Source organism: Salinicoccus halodurans, from assembly GCF_900114445.1.
GTDB lineage: Bacteria > Bacillota > Bacilli > Staphylococcales > Salinicoccaceae > Salinicoccus > Salinicoccus halodurans.
The window spans coordinates 751904-770809 of the sequence record NZ_FOTB01000001.1 but is presented as its reverse complement, the minus strand read 5'-3'; the positions used below and the strand labels follow the sequence as shown (position 1 = coordinate 770809).

The 18906-nt window shown below is 41.2% G+C and carries 19 protein-coding genes; 3 read left to right on the top strand and 16 right to left on the bottom strand.

Annotated elements, in window-relative coordinates:
* Window positions 1–64: 64 nt before the first annotated feature.
* The gene (cspA, locus tag BM271_RS03935; protein WP_017548994.1) at window positions 65–265 is read right to left on the bottom strand and encodes a cold shock protein CspA; all 201 of its coding nucleotides are present in this window, start codon (window positions 263–265) and stop codon (window positions 65–67) included.
* Between the two features lie 168 nt (window positions 266–433).
* Window positions 434–733 carry a DUF1033 family protein gene (locus BM271_RS03930; protein ID WP_046790318.1) on the bottom strand — a complete coding sequence of 100 codons (300 nt, stop codon included), beginning with the start codon at window positions 731–733 and terminating at the stop codon, window positions 434–436.
* A 103-nt stretch (window positions 734–836) separates the two neighbouring features.
* On the opposite strand from BM271_RS03930, the gene BM271_RS03925 reads away from it, so the two are divergent.
* From BM271_RS03925 to BM271_RS03915, 3 genes are read left to right on the top strand one after another with little or no spacing between them, the layout of a single operon-like run.
* Window positions 837–1106 carry an acylphosphatase gene (locus BM271_RS03925; protein WP_046790317.1) on the top strand — a complete coding sequence of 90 codons (270 nt, stop codon included), beginning with the start codon at window positions 837–839 and terminating at the stop codon, window positions 1104–1106.
* 25 nt (window positions 1107–1131) lie between these two features.
* On the top strand, window positions 1132–1860 hold the full coding sequence (locus BM271_RS03920) for a 5-bromo-4-chloroindolyl phosphate hydrolysis family protein (protein WP_046790316.1): 729 nt from the start codon (window positions 1132–1134) through the stop codon (window positions 1858–1860).
* Window positions 1844–3052 carry a toxic anion resistance protein gene (locus BM271_RS03915; RefSeq protein WP_046790315.1) on the top strand — a complete coding sequence of 403 codons (1209 nt, stop codon included), beginning with the start codon at window positions 1844–1846 and terminating at the stop codon, window positions 3050–3052. Before BM271_RS03920 ends, BM271_RS03915 begins: the two co-directional genes overlap by 17 nt.
* 50 nt (window positions 3053–3102) lie before the next feature.
* On the opposite strand, the gene brnQ is transcribed toward BM271_RS03915, so the two are convergent.
* From brnQ to BM271_RS03845, 14 genes are all read right to left on the bottom strand, one after another.
* Entirely contained in the window at window positions 3103–4416 is a 1314-nt protein-coding gene (gene brnQ / locus BM271_RS03910) for a branched-chain amino acid transport system II carrier protein (protein WP_046790314.1), read from the bottom strand.
* 107 nt (window positions 4417–4523) lie between these two features.
* Window positions 4524–6269, bottom strand: a complete 1746-nt coding sequence (locus BM271_RS03905; protein ID WP_046790313.1) for a vWA domain-containing protein — start codon at window positions 6267–6269, stop codon at window positions 4524–4526.
* A 5-nt stretch (window positions 6270–6274) separates the two neighbouring features.
* Entirely contained in the window at window positions 6275–7066 is a 792-nt protein-coding gene (locus tag BM271_RS03900) for an ATP-binding protein (RefSeq protein ID WP_046790312.1), read from the bottom strand.
* Window positions 7067–7068: 2 nt separating this feature from the next.
* Window positions 7069–7272, bottom strand: a complete 204-nt coding sequence (locus BM271_RS03895; RefSeq protein WP_046790311.1) for a DUF6501 family protein — start codon at window positions 7270–7272, stop codon at window positions 7069–7071.
* Window positions 7273–7362: 90 nt separating this feature from the next.
* Window positions 7363–8658 carry a 2-oxoglutarate dehydrogenase complex dihydrolipoyllysine-residue succinyltransferase gene (gene odhB / locus BM271_RS03890; RefSeq protein ID WP_046790310.1) on the bottom strand — a complete coding sequence of 432 codons (1296 nt, stop codon included), beginning with the start codon at window positions 8656–8658 and terminating at the stop codon, window positions 7363–7365.
* 11 nt (window positions 8659–8669) lie between these two features.
* Window positions 8670–11444 (bottom strand): 2-oxoglutarate dehydrogenase E1 component, encoded by a 2775-nt coding sequence (locus tag BM271_RS03885; RefSeq protein ID WP_046790309.1) that lies wholly within the window; start codon window positions 11442–11444, stop codon window positions 8670–8672.
* A 106-nt stretch (window positions 11445–11550) separates the two neighbouring features.
* Window positions 11551–12909 carry a HAMP domain-containing sensor histidine kinase gene (locus tag BM271_RS03880; RefSeq protein WP_046790308.1) on the bottom strand — a complete coding sequence of 453 codons (1359 nt, stop codon included), beginning with the start codon at window positions 12907–12909 and terminating at the stop codon, window positions 11551–11553.
* A complete protein-coding gene (locus tag BM271_RS03875; RefSeq protein WP_046790307.1) occupies window positions 12906–13580 on the bottom strand; it encodes a response regulator transcription factor in 675 nt (224 codons plus the stop codon). Before BM271_RS03875 ends, BM271_RS03880 begins: the two co-directional genes overlap by 4 nt.
* Window positions 13581–13837: 257 nt before the next feature.
* Complete coding sequence (locus tag BM271_RS03870) at window positions 13838–14464, bottom strand: phosphatase PAP2 family protein (RefSeq protein ID WP_046790306.1); 627 nt, start codon at window positions 14462–14464, stop codon at window positions 13838–13840.
* Window positions 14464–15540, bottom strand: coding sequence for an undecaprenyldiphospho-muramoylpentapeptide beta-N-acetylglucosaminyltransferase (locus BM271_RS03865; RefSeq protein ID WP_046790305.1), 1077 nt, complete (start codon window positions 15538–15540; stop codon window positions 14464–14466). The genes BM271_RS03870 and BM271_RS03865 overlap by 1 nt, the downstream gene beginning before the upstream one ends.
* A 99-nt stretch (window positions 15541–15639) precedes the next feature.
* Complete coding sequence (locus BM271_RS03860; protein WP_046790304.1) at window positions 15640–17310, bottom strand: S41 family peptidase; 1671 nt, start codon at window positions 17308–17310, stop codon at window positions 15640–15642.
* A 116-nt stretch (window positions 17311–17426) separates the two neighbouring features.
* The gene (gene deoD, locus BM271_RS03855) at window positions 17427–18140 is read right to left on the bottom strand and encodes a purine-nucleoside phosphorylase (protein ID WP_046790303.1); all 714 of its coding nucleotides are present in this window, start codon (window positions 18138–18140) and stop codon (window positions 17427–17429) included.
* Window positions 18141–18170: 30 nt separating this feature from the next.
* On the bottom strand, window positions 18171–18392 hold the full coding sequence (locus BM271_RS03850; RefSeq protein ID WP_046790302.1) for a YozE family protein: 222 nt from the start codon (window positions 18390–18392) through the stop codon (window positions 18171–18173).
* Window positions 18392–18892 (bottom strand): PTS sugar transporter subunit IIA, encoded by a 501-nt coding sequence (locus BM271_RS03845; protein WP_046790301.1) that lies wholly within the window; start codon window positions 18890–18892, stop codon window positions 18392–18394. Before BM271_RS03845 ends, BM271_RS03850 begins: the two co-directional genes overlap by 1 nt.
* Window positions 18893–18906 lie beyond the last annotated feature (14 nt).

Below are 18906 nucleotides of genomic sequence, written 5' to 3'. Positions count from 1 at the left end.
CCCCCGGACATTTTGTCCGGGGGCTTTAGATGATACAAATCAATTTACATTTAAATGATTTATATTAGAGTTTAACAACGTTTGCAGCTTGTGGGCCGCGGTCGCCTTCAACTACTTCAAATTCAACTGATTGACCTTCTTCAAGGGATTTGTAGCCCTCTTGGTTGATAGCTGAGAAGTGAACGAATACGTCGTTTTCGCCTTCAATTTCGATGAAGCCAAAACCTTTTTCTGCGTTGAACCATTTTACTGTACCTTGTTTCATTAATTAAATCCTCCAAAGACGATATTCAATATGCAAATTATTCAGAGAAGACAATTGTATTAAAATATAATACGTCTAAGCTTTATAATTAATGCCTATTGCACTTCCAATTATACGCCATGAATCAGAATATTGCAAACCAATCTTTAAAGGTTTTCATATTGTTTTTTAATTCTTTACAATGTATACTTTATCGTCTTCCAGCATGATCGGAGTATAATAAATCTGTATATCTTCCCCACAGTCGTCGCAGTATTCAAGCTCACATCCATTGAAAAAAGCATGCATTTCATACTTGCCTGTTTTGAAGCTGTGATAGGTGTTTTTCATCTCATCAAGTAATTTTTCATATTGTTGTCTCATTTCAGTTTCGGCACCGAATGTGTATCTCTCTACGATATTCTGCTGCCAGTCTTCAAAAAGCCACCAACCCTCATAATCGGCTTTTAATATAACGATATGAAACATTTTAAAAACTCCATTCGCTTTTGATAATATATGTATTATATACGCGTATAATTAGCATTATCAAGCTAAAAAACTTATAATGTAATATAAAGAGGTGCAGAATATGGAAACTAGGTTGATTATTGTCATTGGTCATGTTCAGGGAGTCGGCTTCAGATTCTCTACGAAAATGATAGCTGATGAACTTGGAATTACAGGATATGCAGAAAATATTCAGGACTATGTGGAAATATTGGCGACTGGAAACGAAGAAGCCCTGGAAGCATTTACGAAAAGAGTGATTGAAGGCGCCTCCCCTTCTTCGAGAGTGGATGACCACTCCATTAAGCAATTGAACCTCGATGACAGTTATAAAAAATTTATAACAAAATAGTACTGACTGAAGGTGTAATATCGACATGAAATATAATATATCCCACTGGTTTGCATCAATGGTCTCCATTCCGGTTGCCATTGTTGCAGGGCTGGCTTCAATGATTGCATTCGATATCCATCTTGTCTACGATATGTTGATCGCAGCGGGTGGATTTTTTGCCGCATATTTTCCATCACAATCCTACAGCATGAAATCGCAATTGGAGAAAATGGGAATCACTAAGAGTGAATACAAATATGTCAAAACCCAGCTTGCCGAAGCGAGGGAGAAGATCAGACGTCTGAGGAAGAATTATAAAAATGTGAGAACTTTGAAAGATGCGAAACTTATATATGATATCAACAGGATTGTCAGGACAATCTACAGTTCTGTAGAAGATAATCCTAAACTTTTTTTCAATGTCCAGCAGTTCTTCCACTCCAACCTTGATTCCGCTGTGAATACGATAGAACAATATCTGTTTCTTTACAAGATGCCGGGGAAGACGAAAGAAGAGAAAGTAAAACTGCATGAAACAAGAATCTCTCTTTTGGAATTGAAACGTACGATGCAATCCAATCTTTCTGCAATGAACAGGAGCACATATCATTCATTGGATGTAGAAAAAGAAGTCATTAAACTGAACCGCAGACGAGCTGATGGTCCACTGAAACTAAGCAATAAGCTGGAAAAACAGAAAGTGAACCTGAACAAGAAACAGAAAGAACCAGTAAAAGCAGACAGAGGTGAAGGAAATGAAGGAAGAGAATAAGCTGAAGGAAGAGCTTTTAAGCGATCCTTTTGCGCCGATGAATACCAGAGAAGAAGAACAGACGAATTCAGATGTGAAGCTTCAGCCACAAAGCGGAACGGAAGTGAATCCGAATCAGACGACAGAAGCATTGACGACTTATAAAGAACGATTCAACGAAGATGATCTGAAGAAAATCAACGAAATCAAAGATAAAATTGAACCACTCAACAATGATGCGCTCATCCATTACGGTTCAAACGCACAGCAGGCACTATCCAAGTTTTCACATCAGATGCTGAATGAAGTTCAGTCCAAAGATGTCGGTCCTATTGGAGACACTTTGGAAGATCTGATGAAAAAACTCAAAGAAATTGATCCTGATGAATTATCCAGTGAGAAGAAAAATATCTTCTCCCGGCTTTTCAGGCGTGTTAAGAAATCAGTTAACGAAATCGTCTCCAAACATCAGAGTGTTGCCTCACAGGTCGACCGGATCAGTATCCAGCTCGAGCATGCCAAAGAAGTACTGACGAAAGATGTGCATCTTCTGGATAAACTGTATGATCAGAACAAGGACTATTTTGATGCAATCAATATTTATATCGCAGCTGCTGAATTGAAAAAAGAAGAATTGAACAATGAGGTGCTGCCGGATCTTAAAAAGAAAGCTGATGCTTCAAATAACCAGATGCATGTACAGGATGTCAACGATATGATGCAGTATATCAATCGTCTGGAAAAACGGGTTCATGACCTGAAACTCTCAAGGCAGATTACACTCCAGTCTGCACCACAGATAAGAATGATCCAGAACATCAACCAGACACTTGCTGAAAAAATTCAAAGTTCGATTTTGACAAGTATTCCGTTATGGAAAAATCAGATGGCGATTGCTCTCACCCTGCTCCGTCAGGAATCTGCGTCACAGGCACAACGTGCAGTGACGAATACTACAAATGAACTGCTTACTAAAAACTCGGAAATGCTTAAGCAGAACTCGTTGCGTACGGCGCAGGAAAATGAACGGGGTATCGTAGATATTGAAACATTGAAAACGACACAGGAAAATCTTGTTACAACAATCGAAGAAACGCTTAGAATTCAACAGGAAGGTTCGCAGAAGCGTCAAGTGGCGGAAAAGGAACTTGTAGAGATGGAGGAAGATTTGAAATCGAGATTACTCCAGCTTAAAGAAGATCACCGTTACTAGATAAACTAATAAAAAGCAGTCCGGAAATTTTCCGGACTGCTTTTTGTATCTTAAGTATATTGAATTCTTTCTTTTTTGAGACCTATCAGATAACCGGCAATATAACCTATTACCATAAATGGAATCCATTCGAATGAACTTGCGAAGAAAGGCAGACTTTCAATCCAGGACATCTCCAACCATCCGTTTCTATGAACAACACCGAGTACGCTTATAACAATCACCAGTGCTACAGGCAGCTGGAAGCTGAGACGCGGTGAGGAGATGAAGTAAGTTACGAATAACATTATGACAGAAGTAATTGCAATAGGATAAATGATTGAAAGTACAGGTACGCTTGTCTGGATTACCTGTTCCAGTCCCTGGTTTGCAAGTATGAAAGATATCAAAGTAAATATTATCACGAAAATTTCATAAGAAACTTTAGGGATGATCTTATGGAAATATTCACTTACTGAAACAATAAGTCCTGTCGCTGTCGTGAGACAGGCAAGAAGTACAATTGCAGCCAGCAGAATCATTCCAAACTGACCATATGCTACATCAGATACAAAGGTTAGAATGAAAGTACCAGCATTCTGGTCACCGATATCAGCAGGAGTCAAGTCAACCTTGTTGCCGATCCAGCCAAGTGAAATGTAAATGATCCCAAGAAGAAAAGCGGCGATTGATGCTGATTTGATAGTGCCGATCAGCAGATCTTTTCTGTTGGTGATACCCATATCCCTGATGGAATTAAGTACGACAACCGAGAATGCGATAGCAGCGATGGCGTCCATCGTCAAGTAACCTTCTGTAAAGCCTACAGAAAACGGCGAGCTCACGTTGAATTCTTCCCCTATCGGTGCAGGTTCTTTACCAAAGTATAATGTGATTGCACGTATAATGAGTGCAACGATAGTGATCAAAAGGAAAGGTGTCAGTATTTTCCCAATACTGTTTGTTAGAGAATCTGCTTTGTAACTTAGTAAGAAGACTGCTGCAAAGAAAATTATACTGAAAATAAGAAGACTTAAAGCTCCTGCATTGTCCATGAATGGAAGGACAGCCATTTCGTAACTCGTAGTCGCTGTTCTGGGAATGGCAAAGAATGGTCCTATTGTTAAATATATAATAATCATAAAAATAACTGCAAAAGCAGGATGTACTACTTTAAGTGATTCTACATACCCATCTTTTGATATTGAGCCGGCAATGACGCCAAGAAGCGGCAGCCCTACACCCGTAAGGACAAAGCCTGCGATTGCCAGCCAAAAATAGTCTCCGCTTACAAAGCCAAGACCCGGCGGGAAAATAAGGTTACCCGCACCAAAGAACATGGCAAAAAGCATGAAACCGACGATGAAACTATTTTTAGTACTCATCATGTGACCTCCTAATTTGTTAAATAATAGATAAACATTAGTTTACATTATAATATCTTTAAAGTCTATAAAATTTTAAATTATCAGATATATTAAAATGATGTAAATTAAATGATTAATGACTTAATAATCCGTTCAATAACATTTGGCAGGATGTGAGCGATTTCTTCCGGTTTTTCTACGATGATTGTGTTTTGACCATATATATTTTTAATCGCTTCACGTGTATTTTCCTCATTTTCAACGTCTATAAAAACATTCATGACTCTGATGCCGTTTTTCCTTGCCTCGTTGATTGCTTCGTGGGTATCAATCACCCCACTTTGATTATATTGTTCTGCACTTGGGAGACCATCAGAAAATATGATCATGAATTTATCTTTTTCCATCCGTTTGTTCAATACATCGATTTCGTGTCTGAAAATGAATCCATCTCTGTTATCACCTGAGGACTCAATATCTAATAGAGAAACAGGATAATAATATTTGGATTTGTCGAAATCCAGGTGTTCATACAGATAATTTGGATAATGGTCGCCCATGATTTCAAATGAATCTTCGTGGTGTGAAACAATCCTTTGCGGAATGTTCAAGGACTTCAAGATATTATTGATGATGATGACACCGTTGATGCAGTCCTCCATATGCTCTGTCATTGAGTAAGACTGATCCAAGATGATGGAAAATGCTGCATCCACCTCTTTTGATTCTGACACTTTCTTGGTGAATATTTTATGGCTGCCGCTGATGATTGGTCCAATTGGATTTTTCATCAATTTACCTGAACTTCTGTTTGTCTGAAATTCATTCATTTTGAAGTTCAGTATTTTGGTTATATCTCCAATCACCTGCTGTGCCAGGTCATTATAAAAATCGTATTTTATTCTGTATTTATCGTAATTCACCATTTTAATCTTCGGTTTTTTTATAATGAGTTCGGCGTGAGTATTCGCAGCACTTTTATCATTTATAGTGTTGTCCCCAAGGTTATGCCCAAACCCTTCATAAAAATCTTCCACATCATCGTCGTAAGTATTCTCGATGTTATGTCTGTTCTTTTTGGCTGCATTATCCCCCGTTTCACCCAGTATGCCAGCATCATCAGCATCACGGTCTGTTTTCGTATCCACTCTGCCAGTATCATGCTCAATATCACTCTCATCATCTTCCGATTGCAGTTCAGCTCTGTCTTTTCTGTAAGGTGTTGTATGAGTATAAACACTGATATCGTTAAACGGCATATCATGGATCTGATGATAGGTGGACAACCTGTCATCGAGCGAAACCTCTTTAAGCATTTTATCTGTCATATCTATGCTTTCCTTCGTACTGCGGCTGATGATATTGAATGAATAATCATTGATTTTAAAATGATCTTTATGCTCTAAGACGGCTCTGTTCAATGTCTTCAAAAAGAACTCTGCATCATTATTGGCGGGCTTTTCATATTCCGCCATCAAGATGATGTCTCCGGGTTCAATCATATGTTCTATAAATGGTCTCTGACTGATTGCTTCTCTTCTGTTTCGATAATGTTCCAGTGTCAGAAAGATCTGTTGGAAAAGAATATTCCGATCCTTCACATTTTCAAATTCATTATAATCAAATACTGCATCTGACTGGAACCTTGTGAGTATATCATGTCTGAATCCCTCAATCTCTGAAATATCATATCTGTGTTTCCAGAATGTGCTGACATTCATGGTGTTGGTTGAAGGATTGAAATAACTGTATTTGCGTACAGAAACAGACACGTCCTTATCTTTGAATAATAGACGTGTCAGATCCGTGAGTTCCATCATGACTTTAGAGTCGATGATCTCGTCATTGAATTTTATAAATGAATAACCCATATTTATCACATTCCAAAATGAAGTTCGGCGGCATTCAGTATCGCTTTCTTTTCCTGTTCACTATCGAGTTTATCGATAATGGAGCGATAACATGCACGGGACAATGGCATCATTGTACTTAAGTCAGCCATGTCGAGCAAGCTTCTTACGCTTGAAGGTTCTCTCGATATCTGGCCCTGTTCTGTCATTGTCACAAGATCCTGATGGAATTCAGTCAATGTATCAATGATTCTTTCATCCTTTTGTATACTTTGAGCCATCAGTACAGCTTTCAGGGATTCCTTGGACACATAACCGATCTCAACGACATTGAATCTGTTAAGTAGTGCTTCATTCATAGGCATTGTACCGACATAGCCGACGTTTATTGCAGCAATCGCCCTGAAATTCTCATGAGCTGTAAGTGTCTCGCCTGTCAGTGGATTGGTAAGGGTCCTTCTGTAATCTAAAGCCGCATTCAATATCGGCAGGACTTCCGGTTTAGCCATGTTTATCTCATCGATATAGAGGATTGCTCCGGCGTTCATGGCACGTATCACAGGACCGTCGATGAAGACGATTTCCTGTCTGCCTTCTACATATTCAATTGTTTTAAATCCGAGTAATGCTTCGATATCAACGTCCACCGAACAGTTGATGCTGAAGATCTCCTGGTCCAATTCACTTGCCAAATCTTCTGCCAGACGTGTTTTACCTGACCCAGTGGGTCCTTTTAATAAAAGGTTCTTACCCAGTTTTAAAATACTTTCTGCATCCTGTTTTATATGTTCATCATTGTGTAGAAATTCAGCAGCCATGATTAATTCACATCTTCAAAATATGTCTTATAATAACCGCCGACTTTTCCGGAGTTGTCTTTGACGAATATATACTCTTCAGTTTCATTAACCACTGTATATTCCTTGCCTTCTGTCAGCATATCGGAAACTTTATATTTTGCAGCATTCGTATGTACTGCTTTTACTGTTTTCAAATTATTGTCGTTCCAAGTTTCATGAAGCATGTCTATCTCCCCAGACTTTCAGATTTTAAATATATTCTAACATACAAACAGCAGGCTTCCCATGAGGAAACCTGCTGCGGAAATTGCGTATTAACCTTCGAGAAGAAGATCTTCAGGGTTTTCAATCAAGTCTTTGATCGTTTTAAGGAAACCGACAGCTTCTTTGCCATCAATGATTCTATGATCGTAACTGAGGGCAATATACATCATCGGACGGTTCTCCATCTTATCATCGTCTATCGCTACTGGGCGTTTCTGGATTGTATGCATACCCAGGATGGCAGCCTGAGTGCCATTAATGATCGGTGTTGACATAAGTGATCCGAAAACTCCGCCGTTCGTGATCGTGAATGATCCACCGGTCATATCATCCAGACCGAGTTTCTTATCCTGTGCCTTTTTGGCAAGAGCTGCAATATCAGATTCTATATCAGCAAATGTTTTACGCTCCGCATCTCTTACAATAGGAACAACGAGTCCTTCTTCTGTTGAAACGGCAACACCGATATCGAAGAATTGCTTAAGAATAAGGTCGTCGCCATCAATCTCGGCATTTACTGCCGGGAATTTTCTGAGCGCAGCGACAGATGCTTTTGTAAAGAATGACATGAAGCCGAGACGGGTGCCGTCATGGCGGTCCTGGAATTGATCTTTCTTACGTTTTCTAAGTGCCATAACGTTTGTCATATCCACTTCATTGAATGTTGTCAGCATTGCTGTGTTCTGTGACACTTCAAGAAGTTTCTTGGCAATTGTTTTTCTTCTGCGGGACATTTTTTCTCTGACTACCGGTTTTTCAGGTTTATCTGATGATTTTGACTTAGGTGCTTCCTGTTTTGGCGTTTCCGCTTTAGCAGGTTGCTTGGAATGATTGTCGACATCCTGACTTCTTACAAGTCCACGTGGATCTGATGCATTGATCTCACTTAGATCAATGCCTTTTTCACGTGCCAGGCGTCTTGCTGACGGTGTGGCAACAATACGTTCATCATTATCGCCGGATTCACTTTCTTCCGATGAAGCAGGCTCTTCTTTTTTGTCTTCAGCAGATTTTTTCTCAGATTTGCTTTCTTCTGCTTTATTTTCTTCTTGTTTGCTCTCTTCTGATTTGTTCTCTCCAGAAGAACTGTCTGAAGATCCGCCGCCTTCACCATTTTCATCAACGATGGCGATGACCTGTCCAACTTCGACAGTGTCACCTTCTTCAGCTTTAAGTTCTGTAATTACTCCGGCTTCTTCACTGATAACTTCTACGTTGACTTTATCAGTTTCAAGTTCAAGGATGTTTTCACCCTTTTCCACACTGTCGCCTTTTTGTTTTAACCAGCTTGCTATCGTTCCTTCTGTGATGGATTCCGCCAATTCAGGTACTTTTACTTCTGCCATTATTTTACCTCCTAGGATTTTAGAGCGTTGTCAATAATATTTTGCTGTATGAGTTTGTAGGACTCGCCATCGCCTTCTGCCGTCGAAGCACGTCTGATTCTGCCTACATAATTGAACTCTGTCTTTTCTGGAACAATATCCAGAAGATAAGGCAGTGCATAATGATATGCACCCTGGTTTTTCGGCTCTTCCTGAACAAATCTGACTTCCTCCAGATTTTTGAGATCACCGAACAGATCCTTGATTCTTTCGGATGGGAATGGATAGATCTGTTCCAGACGGACAACCAGGATTGAGTCATCAGGATTATCTTGCTGTGCAGTAATCAGATCTATCGCCATTTTACCACTTGCAATGAGAACTTTTTTGACTTTGGTCTTTTTATATTCAGGTATGATGACTTCTTTAAAACTGCCTTCAACAAAAGCACTGGCCGGTTCGCTGACAATTTGATTCCTGAGCAGGCTCTTCGGCGTCATAAGCACGAGTGGCTTCATGTTGTCAGTACCCAGATACTTAGCCTGTCTTCTAAGAAGATGGAAGTAGTTGGAACTGCTTGAGAGATTGGCAACCGTCATGTTGTTTTCAGCAGCAAGCTGCAGGTATCTTTCCAGTCGTGCTGAGGAGTGCTCGGCCCCCTGTCCTTCTGCACCGTGCGGCAGGAACAAGGTCATACCTGACTGTTCACCCCATTTGGCATTACCTGCAGACAGGAAGTTGTCATAGAACACCTGGGCCATGTTGGAGAAGTCCCCGTACTGTGCTTCCCATATCGCCAAAGCTTTCTTGTTCTCGACATTATATCCATAATCGAATCCGACTACTGCAGCTTCTGAAAGTGGTGAATTATGAACATCAAATGATGCATTTACATCATCAACTTCATGCAGCGGAATAAATTCTTTTCCTGTTTCAGGGTCGTGGAGAACGACATGGCGCTGTGCGAACGTACCACGTTCGGAATCCTGACCGGTCAATCGGATCGGGGTGCCGTCCTGATTAATTGTAGCAAATGCAAGTGCTTCTGCATGTGACCAGTCAATCAATGCACTTTCATCTTCAAAAGGTTTCTTTCTGCGATCCAGAACATTGGAGAGTTTTTTGAAGACAGTGAAATCTTCAGGATAATTGAACAGTGTTTCATTAATTGCTGCAAGTCTGTCCAACGTGATAGATTCAACAGCGTTCTCGTGACCTTTAAGAACCGCCTCAGGAGTTTTCAGCTCACTGTCGATGTTGGTATCGGATTTATCAATTTTATCGTGAGCTGCTCTCATTTCGTCGATCACATCCTGGATAACCTGCTTCTTTTCATCCTCAGTGATGACTTCCTGTTCTACCAGCTCATTTCCATAAATTTCATCGATGGTTTCACGTTCTTTGATTTCTTTGTAGAGCATTGGATTGGTCGTAGTCGGTTCATCCATTTCGTTATGCCCGTACCGGCGGTAGCCGACAAGATCAATCACAATATCCTTGTTGAATTTCTGTCTGTATTTTAATGCGATTTCAATCGATCTCAATACATGTTCAGGCTTGTCCGCATTCACATGAAGAACCGGCAGATCAAAACCTAAAGCTGCATCTGATGCATAGACTGTTGATCTCGCATCCGTCTCTTCAGTTGTGAATCCGATACGGTTATTTGCAATGATATGGAGGGAACCTCCTACGGAATAGCCGTCAAGTTTACCTAAGTTTAAAGATTCATATACGATGCCCTGACCCGGGAATGCCGCATCCCCGTGAATGATTGCAGCAATTGCCTGGTTGAAGTCCTGTTCAGGCAAGCCGGCATGTGCCGTTGATTCCTGCTGTGCACGTGCTTTACCAAGTACTACGGGACCTACAACTTCCAGATGACTTGGATTGTTTGCAAGGCTGATGCGCTGATCCAAACCTTTGTCATTTCTTGTTTTGGCACCGCCCAGGTGATATTTGACATCGCGTGCCCAGCCTTGAGTGATTTCAAGTGAACCATCTTCCGGGAGGAATTTCATAGGATCAGTATGCATGAATTCACTGATCATCATTTCATAAGGCTTTTCAAGGATATGTGTCAATACATTAAGGCGTCCTCTGTGTGCCATGCCGATCTGGAGATTTGGAATCCCTTCGCCAGCCATTAAATCCAGGAGGTGATCAAGCATCGGAACTAAACTGTCAACACCTTCAATTGAGAAACGTTTAGCACCGACAAAATTTTTATGAAGATATTTTTCGAAACCTTCAACTTTTGCAAGTGTTTTAAAAAGATGTTTCTTTTCATCGTCACTTAAAGAAATACTGCTCTGCTGCTCGATAGTTTCTTTAAGCCATTGACGCTCTTCAGTGTCATTGATATGCATGTATTCATAAGCAAGCGGACCCGTGTATAATTCATACAGCTGGGACACTGCTTCGTATGCGTTATCATAATGATCTCCAAGATGCGAACTAACCAGAGAAGCAGGCATCTTTTTCAGATCGTCTTCAGTAACACCGTAATCCTCAAAATCAAGGCTTGGAACATTTTTGACATCGGGTCTGTATACTGGATAAATATCCGATTTCAGATGACCGAACAGTCTGATGTTATCCAACAGCCTCAGCAGGCCTTTTACTTTGCTGTGATCCAGATTTGATACGGCAGTACCGGCCTGGCCTGACCCGATACTTTCAAATAGTGTGCGCATTTCCTCACTCACACTGTTGGGATCTTCCTGATACATGTCATGAAGCTCGAGAATCATCCCCAGATTTGTTCCAAAACGAAGCGGAGCGTTCTCAAGTTCTTTCTCTTGCATTTTGCCACCCTCTTTAGAATCTTTTTAACTTTTACACATACTATTTTAGCATTAAGATATACTGTTTTAAAGCGAATTATAGGTGTAAAAGTCACAATACAGACAATTATAACGGGAATCTTATCGTCACTTTGGTAAATTTACCCTCAGCGCTCTCCAACCATACGTTTCCCTTATAGTTCTCAATTAATTTTTTAGCAATAGAAAGGCCAAGGCCATTTCCTCCCTGTTGTCTGCTCCTGGATTTATCCACTCTGTAAAATCTGTTGAATATCGCTTCTATTTCATCTTTCGGAATTCCTATGCCGTGATCCAGGATTGAAATATCGAAATAGTCTTCTTTCTTCTCCGACGTTACGATGATGTGTTTATTCTCAGTGTCATACTTTATGGCGTTATCGAGAAAAATGATGAGCATCTGTTCCAGATGATAGGAATTAATCGTGAAATGGATGGGTGAACTATCCAGATCCAGAGAAAATGTATAATCCGGATGAACTTTCTGCATTGAGTTCACCCTGCTTCTGATTTCTGCATTAATATCAATTTCATCCCTGGTGTCATTCGTTTTTCCATCATTTTTTGTAAGAAGAAGCAGTTCCTCCACAAGCTTATTGATTCTTTTCAGTTCATCTATCGAAATGTTGAGAGATTCATCCAGTACTTCAGGCTTATGTTTCCCCCATCTGCTGATCAGTTTCAGATGTCCCTGGATAATCTGCAGCGGTGTTCTGAGTTCGTGTGAGGCATCTTCTACAAACTGCTTTTGCTGGTTATATGACTCTTCCAGAGAATCCATCATATGGTTGAATGAATCCACCATATAATCGGTTTCTTCAGTGTTGGTACTGAGCTTCAGCCGTTCCGAAAAACCTTCCGATTCAATCCGTTTTAACTGGTTCGCAATACTTCTGATTGGTTTGACCATCTGTGTAGAAAAGAAGTAACTGATGATCGATGTGAAAAGTATTGAGAGGAAACCGACAATGATGGCGATGAACATCATCATGCGGATAACCGCATTGTAGGAATCAAGCGGATGGATTACAGATAAATATCCACTCCAGTATTGGGATTCGATATTAACCCTGCCAATCAGATAACTGGTCTCATCTGTTTCCATCTGGGAAATCTCTCTCTCATGAACCGGCTCGAATTCACTCTCAAGGTCCATGGGTACACCTGTGGTCGCACTGTAGACGACATCCCCGCCCTGGGTATAGAGGATCATTTTCTGCCTGTCATAGAGGCTTGAGTAGATTTCATTCTGCCCTATAGTATTTATCGGCTGGGATTCATACAGAGATTCCAGTTCTTCAAGGCTTCTTTTCAGCGAACGATCCTCCTGGTCTTTTAAATAAACGCTCGTAAAATAAATGAGTAAAGAACTGAATATGAGGTAAGTGATCGTAATGATCAGTGTGGACAGTTTCAGCCATCTGTATTTTAATGAGTTTTTATTCATGCCCGGATCACATATCCAACCCCGCGTACTGTTTCAATGTACTTGTGCTTATTAAAGGGCTTTAGTTTATTGCGCAGATATCTGATATACACATCTACGACATTTGTTTCAACTTCACTTTCATATCCCCATACATGATTCAGGATAGTTTCCCTCTGGAGGACGATGCCGGCATTTTTAACAAGGAGATGAAGCAGTTCATATTCTGTCTTGGTAAGTTCAACATCCTCGCCCTCAATTGTAACCCTGTAGGCTGAAGTGTCTATTGAAATCCCGTAAAGCTCCAGAATTTCCTGTTTTTCTTCAGAATTCGCAGAACGTCTCATGATGACACGGATCCGGGCAAGCAGTTCCTCTATTTCAAAAGGTTTTACGATGTAATCATCCGCTCCGTAATCAAGCCCGACTACTTTATCATAAGTTTCCCCTTTTGCAGTGATGATTACGATGGGGACATCCTTGACTTTCCGAATTCTTCTGCAGACTTCAAGCCCGTTCAGCTCAGGAAGCATCAAATCGAGCAGGATGCATTCATATTCATTATCCAAAGCTTTTTCCAGGCCGTCTGTGCCATTATCCGAGAGTGTCACGGTGTATCCTTCGTGAACAAGTTCCAGTTCAATGAACCGCGCGAGATTGATCTCATCCTCTACGACCAAAATATGTTTCATATGCATCTTCCTATCTTCTGTTTTTCATATCATATCATTTTAAGTGTTCTATGGAAAAAGTTAAATGTGTCATGAGAAAACCGTCTCTCTGATGAAAAATCCTTATCCATTATATCCGGTTCCAGAATATAAAAAAGACAGCGCCCAAAAATTAGACGCTGTCGTATGTGTGTTGGATATATTCCTCTGGTTTGAAAATGATCTTTTAAATAAGGGGGGCTTATTCATTCTCATTGATAATCATTTTCAATTACATTCTATCCAGTTATTCTCAGACTGTCAAGCCTTTTATGAAAAATCATTGTAGTTGCAAGTACAACCATTGTTCCCGCAACGATTCCTGCGATGACATCCGTTGGATAATGGACACCAAGATAAACTCTCGAAGACGATATCATCAGTATGAAGAAGCCGCAAAGTGCATACAACAATCCTTTACTCCGCAGCCCGCTGTTTTTAATGATTACCGAAAGTGATCCGAAAAATATCGAGGAGCCCATAGCGTGTCCGCTGGGGAAACTGAATCCGGTAATATCAATCAGCCTTAATAACGAAGGTCTTTCTCGGTCAAAGGTGTTTTTAGTTACAGGAATCAGGATGCTGCTTGCCAGCATTGTAACAATCAGGAAAAGTGTATGAAATTTAAGTTTATATAACATTAAAATAGTAATCATTATCAAAGACAGAATCACCATTGATAATACTTCGCCGACCTGTGTAAAGCCGAGCATCAGAGCCGTAGTGATGAAGCTTTCGGAAGCATAGATGAACTCATAGACCTCGGTATCAATCCATTTCCCCACTCTGGATTCATGAAAGTAGGCGATCACTCCAAATATCAGTGTGAATACAAGAAATAATGATAGTTTTTTTGTCCGACTCACTATTTTTCCTCCTTGCTGAGCAATCGATCGACAAGGTTTTCAGGCTTGAACCCTCCTTCAAACCCTTTCATTCTTGCGATAATTTCACTCCTGTTGTCTTCTATTCTGGATGCACTACGATTGAACGCTTCCAGGTTTAAGTCACTTTCCTGAATCACTTCTGCATATCCTTTCTCCTTAAAGAATTCCGCATTCTCCATCTGGTCTCCCCTGCTTTGGGACAGAGGCAGCGGGATGAGGATCATCGGTTTTTCATTGAGAAGGAACTCATATATAGCGTTTGATCCACTCCGTCCGACAATAAGATCGGATATCTTTATAAGGTGAGGCAGTTCTCTTTTGACAAATTCATATTGTCTGTATCCTTCCCTCTCAAGGGAAGGATCATAGTTTCCTCTGCCGCAGAGATGGATAATCTGCCATTCTTCGAGCAGCGACTCCAAGTTATTTCTGACGAACTGATTGATTGATTTTGAGCCGAGGGAGCCGCCCATGACCAGCATAATCTGCTTTTCGGGAGTGAATTCTGTCATTTCGTATCCGATGCGGGAGTATCCTCTTTTCAACTCATCCCTGATGACCGGGCCGAGATATTCAGATTTGCCTTCCGGCAGATAATCCAGGGTTTTTTTAAATGTAACAAATATCCTGGTCGCAAATTTACTGGCTATTTTATTGGCAAGACCTGGCGTAATATCGGATTCATGGATGTAGACCGGGATGTTAAGGGATTTTGCAGCAAGTACAACAGGCACACTCACAAATCCGCCTTTTGAAAATACGAATTCAGGCTGTTCCCTCTTCAGTATCTTTCTGGCATCGAAGATGCCTTTTATTACTTTAAAAACATCTTTTGCGTTTTCAACTGAAATATAACGTCTCAGCTTACCACTTGAGATATTGAAATATTTAATCGAAGTTGCACTGATTATTTCTTTTTCTATACCCTTCTTGGAGCCGATATATACAGGCTCGACGTCTCTGTTGAACAGTCCGGGAATCAGAAGTTTATTAAGCATTACATGCCCTACGGTGCCGCCGCCCGTAAGAACGACTTTTCTTTTTTTGGAATCCATAATATCCTCCATACTCTATTATGCTAAATACTTTAAACTATTTGGCACAATTGCACAATATAAAGCCGCACAAACATATATGTTCATGCGGCTTTGATGTTATTCAGTACCCTCCGTCTCTGAGTCTTCCTCAGTGGATTCTTCTTCGGGGGCATTCTCCTGTTCGTCAGATTGTCCGGAGCCCTCTTCAGTGGACTCTTCTTCTGACTCATTGGATTCTCCTTCGGATTCTTCTTCCGGGGTGTTGCGTTCGATTTCAATATGCTGAGCATTCTCGGCCGCCTGCTGTTCGATTTCTTCCTCGGAATATTCGTCATTTATGAAGTCTACCAAATAGTTGAGCTGAGCATCATTTTCATTGATATAATCTCTAAGTTCACTCATCAGAGCTATAGACGTTTCTCCGGTTACATCGCCGGTCTGTTCCAGTCCCTGTTCACTTTGGAAGTTCATGACAGCAGCTGTCAGTGCCGGTGTGAATGTCGTGTTGAAGTCACTGATTTCATAACCGAGTGTATCCAGGGCGACTTTTATAGAAGTCACTTTTTCATTGGATTGACCTTCGGAATAAACTTCCTCTTCACTAAGCATATCCACACGGTAATAATCAGGATTGACCAGTTTTATATCCGGCGTGATCCCTTTTTCATGAATCCATGTGCCATCAGGCGTGAGCCATTTGGTATTCGTGTATTTGAGCATGGAATTATCGCCGAATTCCTGTGTCCTCTGTACAACACCTTTGCCGAATGAACGTGTACCTGCAATGGTGACATCCTCTTTCAGATCATTCATGGCGCCGGTAAATACTTCAGATGCACTTGCAGAACCCTCATTGATCAATATATACACATTCATATCTTCAGTGCTTGGGTTCGATTCATTCTCTGTGAGAATTTCCGTTCTTTCACCGGAGTTATCTTCAAGATAGAGTGCAGTCTGTCCTTGGTCGACGAATTGGTTGATCATGGATACTGCTTCATCAAGCAGACCGCCTGGGTTGTAACGGAAGTCGATGATTACATCTTCAACTTCATCTTCGGCAGCCTGGTTCAGACTTTTTTCAAATTCTTCGGTGGTCCCCTGCTGGAATCTGTTGACACTGATATGAGCAACGCCCTCTACGACTTCATAAGTTACACTTTCAATATGGATCGTATCCCGTGTTACTGTAATATCCATCGGTTCGCCTTCGCCGCGGACAATGGAAAGGACTACATCTGTTCCTTTTTCACCGCGGATAAGCTGCACTGCTTCATGGGTCGTCATTCCCTCGGTGGATTCACCATCCACTGCGACAATCTGATCGCCGGGTTCTATGCCTGCTTCCTCAGCAGGCGAACCTTTCATAGGAGATGTGATGATGATGCGGTTGCCTTCCTGCATCACTTCTGCACCGATGCCTTCAAAATCACCCGTCACCGATTCCTGGAATTGGGCTGTTTCATCTTTATTCATATATTCACTGTAGGGATCATCCAGACCCTCGACCATTCCTTCAATCGAAGATTCTATCAGGGCATCCCTGTCCACCTCAGTATAATATTCTGATGTAATCGTATCATATACATTGTAAAGCTTGGCAAACTCACTTCTTGTGTCTGTTCCGACATTGACCGCCTTTTCTGAACCTGCTTCGAGGCTGAGGGCGGTCACTATAGCTGTAGAAATTACAGCCGTCAGCATGATGATGATGAACCAGAATAAGTTTATACTTATGCGGCGTCCGCCACCTTCGACTGATTTTTTATCCTTTTGATCCTCGTTCAAAATTCACACCTAATTTCTACTGGAATAATTACATAATAGTTTAACAGTTTATGTATTGAATTTAAAGAAAAAGAACAGAAAGGCATCCACCTTCCTGCTCCCAGCCGGTCGGCTTTTTATGCTTCTATAAATGGTACTGCTGCATCAAGTGCCACTTCAATCATATCATTGAATGTAGTTTGACGCTCTTCACTGGATGTTGCTTCTCCAGTCAATATATGATCTGAGACAGTCAGGATTGACAGTGCACGGGCATCGAATTTTTTGCTGATTGTGAAAAGGGCGCTGGACTCCATTTCAAGTGCAAGGACGCCATATTCTGCGAGCTGCTCAATATTTCCGTTTTCGTCATAGAATGAGTCAGCAGTGAAGACATTGCCGACTTTGATCTCCAGACCTTTTTTCTTCGCTTCATTGTAGCTGGATAAAAGGAGCTCGAAATCGGAAGTTGGTGCATATTCGATATTTTTGAACAATTTCCTGTTCTGATAGGAGTCACTGGACGCACTCTGTGCCAAAATGACATCGCGTACTTTGACATCTTTCTGGATTGCCCCGCATGTACCCACACGTATCAGGTTTTTAACCCCGTACTCTTCCATGAGCTCGTGGATATAGATGGAGATTGACGGAACCCCCATCCCTGTACCCTGGACAGAAATGCGCTTGCCTTTATAGTAACCTGTAAAACCGAGCATGTTGCGTACTTCGTTATAACATACAACATCATCAAGGAAATTTTCAGCAATGTACTTTGCTCTGAGCGGGTCTCCCGGAAGTAAGATTGTATCTGCGATGTCGCCTTTTTTTGCGTTAATGTGAATACTCATTTTTTGTTCTCCTTTAGCTTGTATATTAATTTAATGCTGCAGCCAATTCTGGTAATCTTCATAGGATTCGTCATAGACAGTCAAAGACATACCTGCATATGGGTGCCGTTCAAGATAGTCGGACACTTCCGAATAATCAACAGCATCTTTTGGAAACATTGTGTCTTCAAAAATCAGGGCAGCGAGGCGGCCGATATCGGATTTCTCACCCCGCCGTGTCTTGATATAATGGTAATAGGAATAATTTTTCATTATTTGACAGTGACATTGACAACTACTGTTTCACCTTTTACAGCTTCAGTGACAGGCTCGATGTTAAATGACGCCATTTCATCGCTGTTGGTGATGATGACCGGTGAGATAGTGCTGTTAGCCTCTTCCTTTACAAGATCGACATCGAAGACAACGAGCTTGTCACCGACTTCCACTCTGTCTCCTTCTGAAACGAAACCTTCGAATCCTCTACCTTCCATGGCTACGGTTTCAAGCCCTATATGGATCAGGACTTCCACACCGTTGTCTGTCTTTATGCCCACGGCATGATTCGTTGGGAACACCTGCATGATCACTCCTGCGACAGGCGCTGCAACTTCTCCGTCAGTGGGTTCTATGCCGAATCCTTCGCCCATCATCTTCTCTGCAAACACGGGGTCAGGAATCTCTTCAAGCGGAACATAACTGCCGTTCATCGGACTTTTTATTTCGAGGGTCTTGTCTACTTCTTCTTTCTTACCAAATAGATTTTTAAACATTTGACTCATCTCCT

Bases quoted from the DNA above. Each gene is read 5' to 3' on its own strand.
- cspA (WP_017548994.1), bottom strand. From the start codon at position 265: ATGAAACAAGGTACAGTAAAATGGTTCAACGCAGAAAAAGGTTTTGGC.
- BM271_RS03930 (WP_046790318.1), bottom strand. From the start codon at position 733: ATGTTTCATATCGTTATATTAAAAGCCGATTATGAGGGTTGGTGGCTT.
- BM271_RS03925 (WP_046790317.1), top strand. From the start codon at position 837: ATGGAAACTAGGTTGATTATTGTCATTGGTCATGTTCAGGGAGTCGGC.
- BM271_RS03920 (WP_046790316.1), top strand. From the start codon at position 1,132: ATGAAATATAATATATCCCACTGGTTTGCATCAATGGTCTCCATTCCG.
- BM271_RS03915 (WP_046790315.1), top strand. From the start codon at position 1,844: ATGAAGGAAGAGAATAAGCTGAAGGAAGAGCTTTTAAGCGATCCTTTT.
- brnQ (WP_046790314.1), bottom strand. From the start codon at position 4,416: ATGAGTACTAAAAATAGTTTCATCGTCGGTTTCATGCTTTTTGCCATG.
- BM271_RS03905 (WP_046790313.1), bottom strand. From the start codon at position 6,269: ATGGGTTATTCATTTATAAAATTCAATGACGAGATCATCGACTCTAAA.
- BM271_RS03900 (WP_046790312.1), bottom strand. From the start codon at position 7,066: ATGGCTGCTGAATTTCTACACAATGATGAACATATAAAACAGGATGCA.
- BM271_RS03895 (WP_046790311.1), bottom strand. From the start codon at position 7,272: ATGCTTCATGAAACTTGGAACGACAATAATTTGAAAACAGTAAAAGCA.
- odhB (WP_046790310.1), bottom strand. From the start codon at position 8,658: ATGGCAGAAGTAAAAGTACCTGAATTGGCGGAATCCATCACAGAAGGA.
- BM271_RS03885 (WP_046790309.1), bottom strand. From the start codon at position 11,444: ATGCAAGAGAAAGAACTTGAGAACGCTCCGCTTCGTTTTGGAACAAAT.
- BM271_RS03880 (WP_046790308.1), bottom strand. From the start codon at position 12,909: ATGAATAAAAACTCATTAAAATACAGATGGCTGAAACTGTCCACACTG.
- BM271_RS03875 (WP_046790307.1), bottom strand. From the start codon at position 13,580: ATGAAACATATTTTGGTCGTAGAGGATGAGATCAATCTCGCGCGGTTC.
- BM271_RS03865 (WP_046790305.1), bottom strand. From the start codon at position 15,540: ATGGATTCCAAAAAAAGAAAAGTCGTTCTTACGGGCGGCGGCACCGTA.
- deoD (WP_046790303.1), bottom strand. From the start codon at position 18,140: ATGAGTATTCACATTAACGCAAAAAAAGGCGACATCGCAGATACAATC.
- BM271_RS03850 (WP_046790302.1), bottom strand. From the start codon at position 18,392: ATGAAAAATTATTCCTATTACCATTATATCAAGACACGGCGGGGTGAG.
- BM271_RS03845 (WP_046790301.1), bottom strand. From the start codon at position 18,892: ATGTTTAAAAATCTATTTGGTAAGAAAGAAGAAGTAGACAAGACCCTC.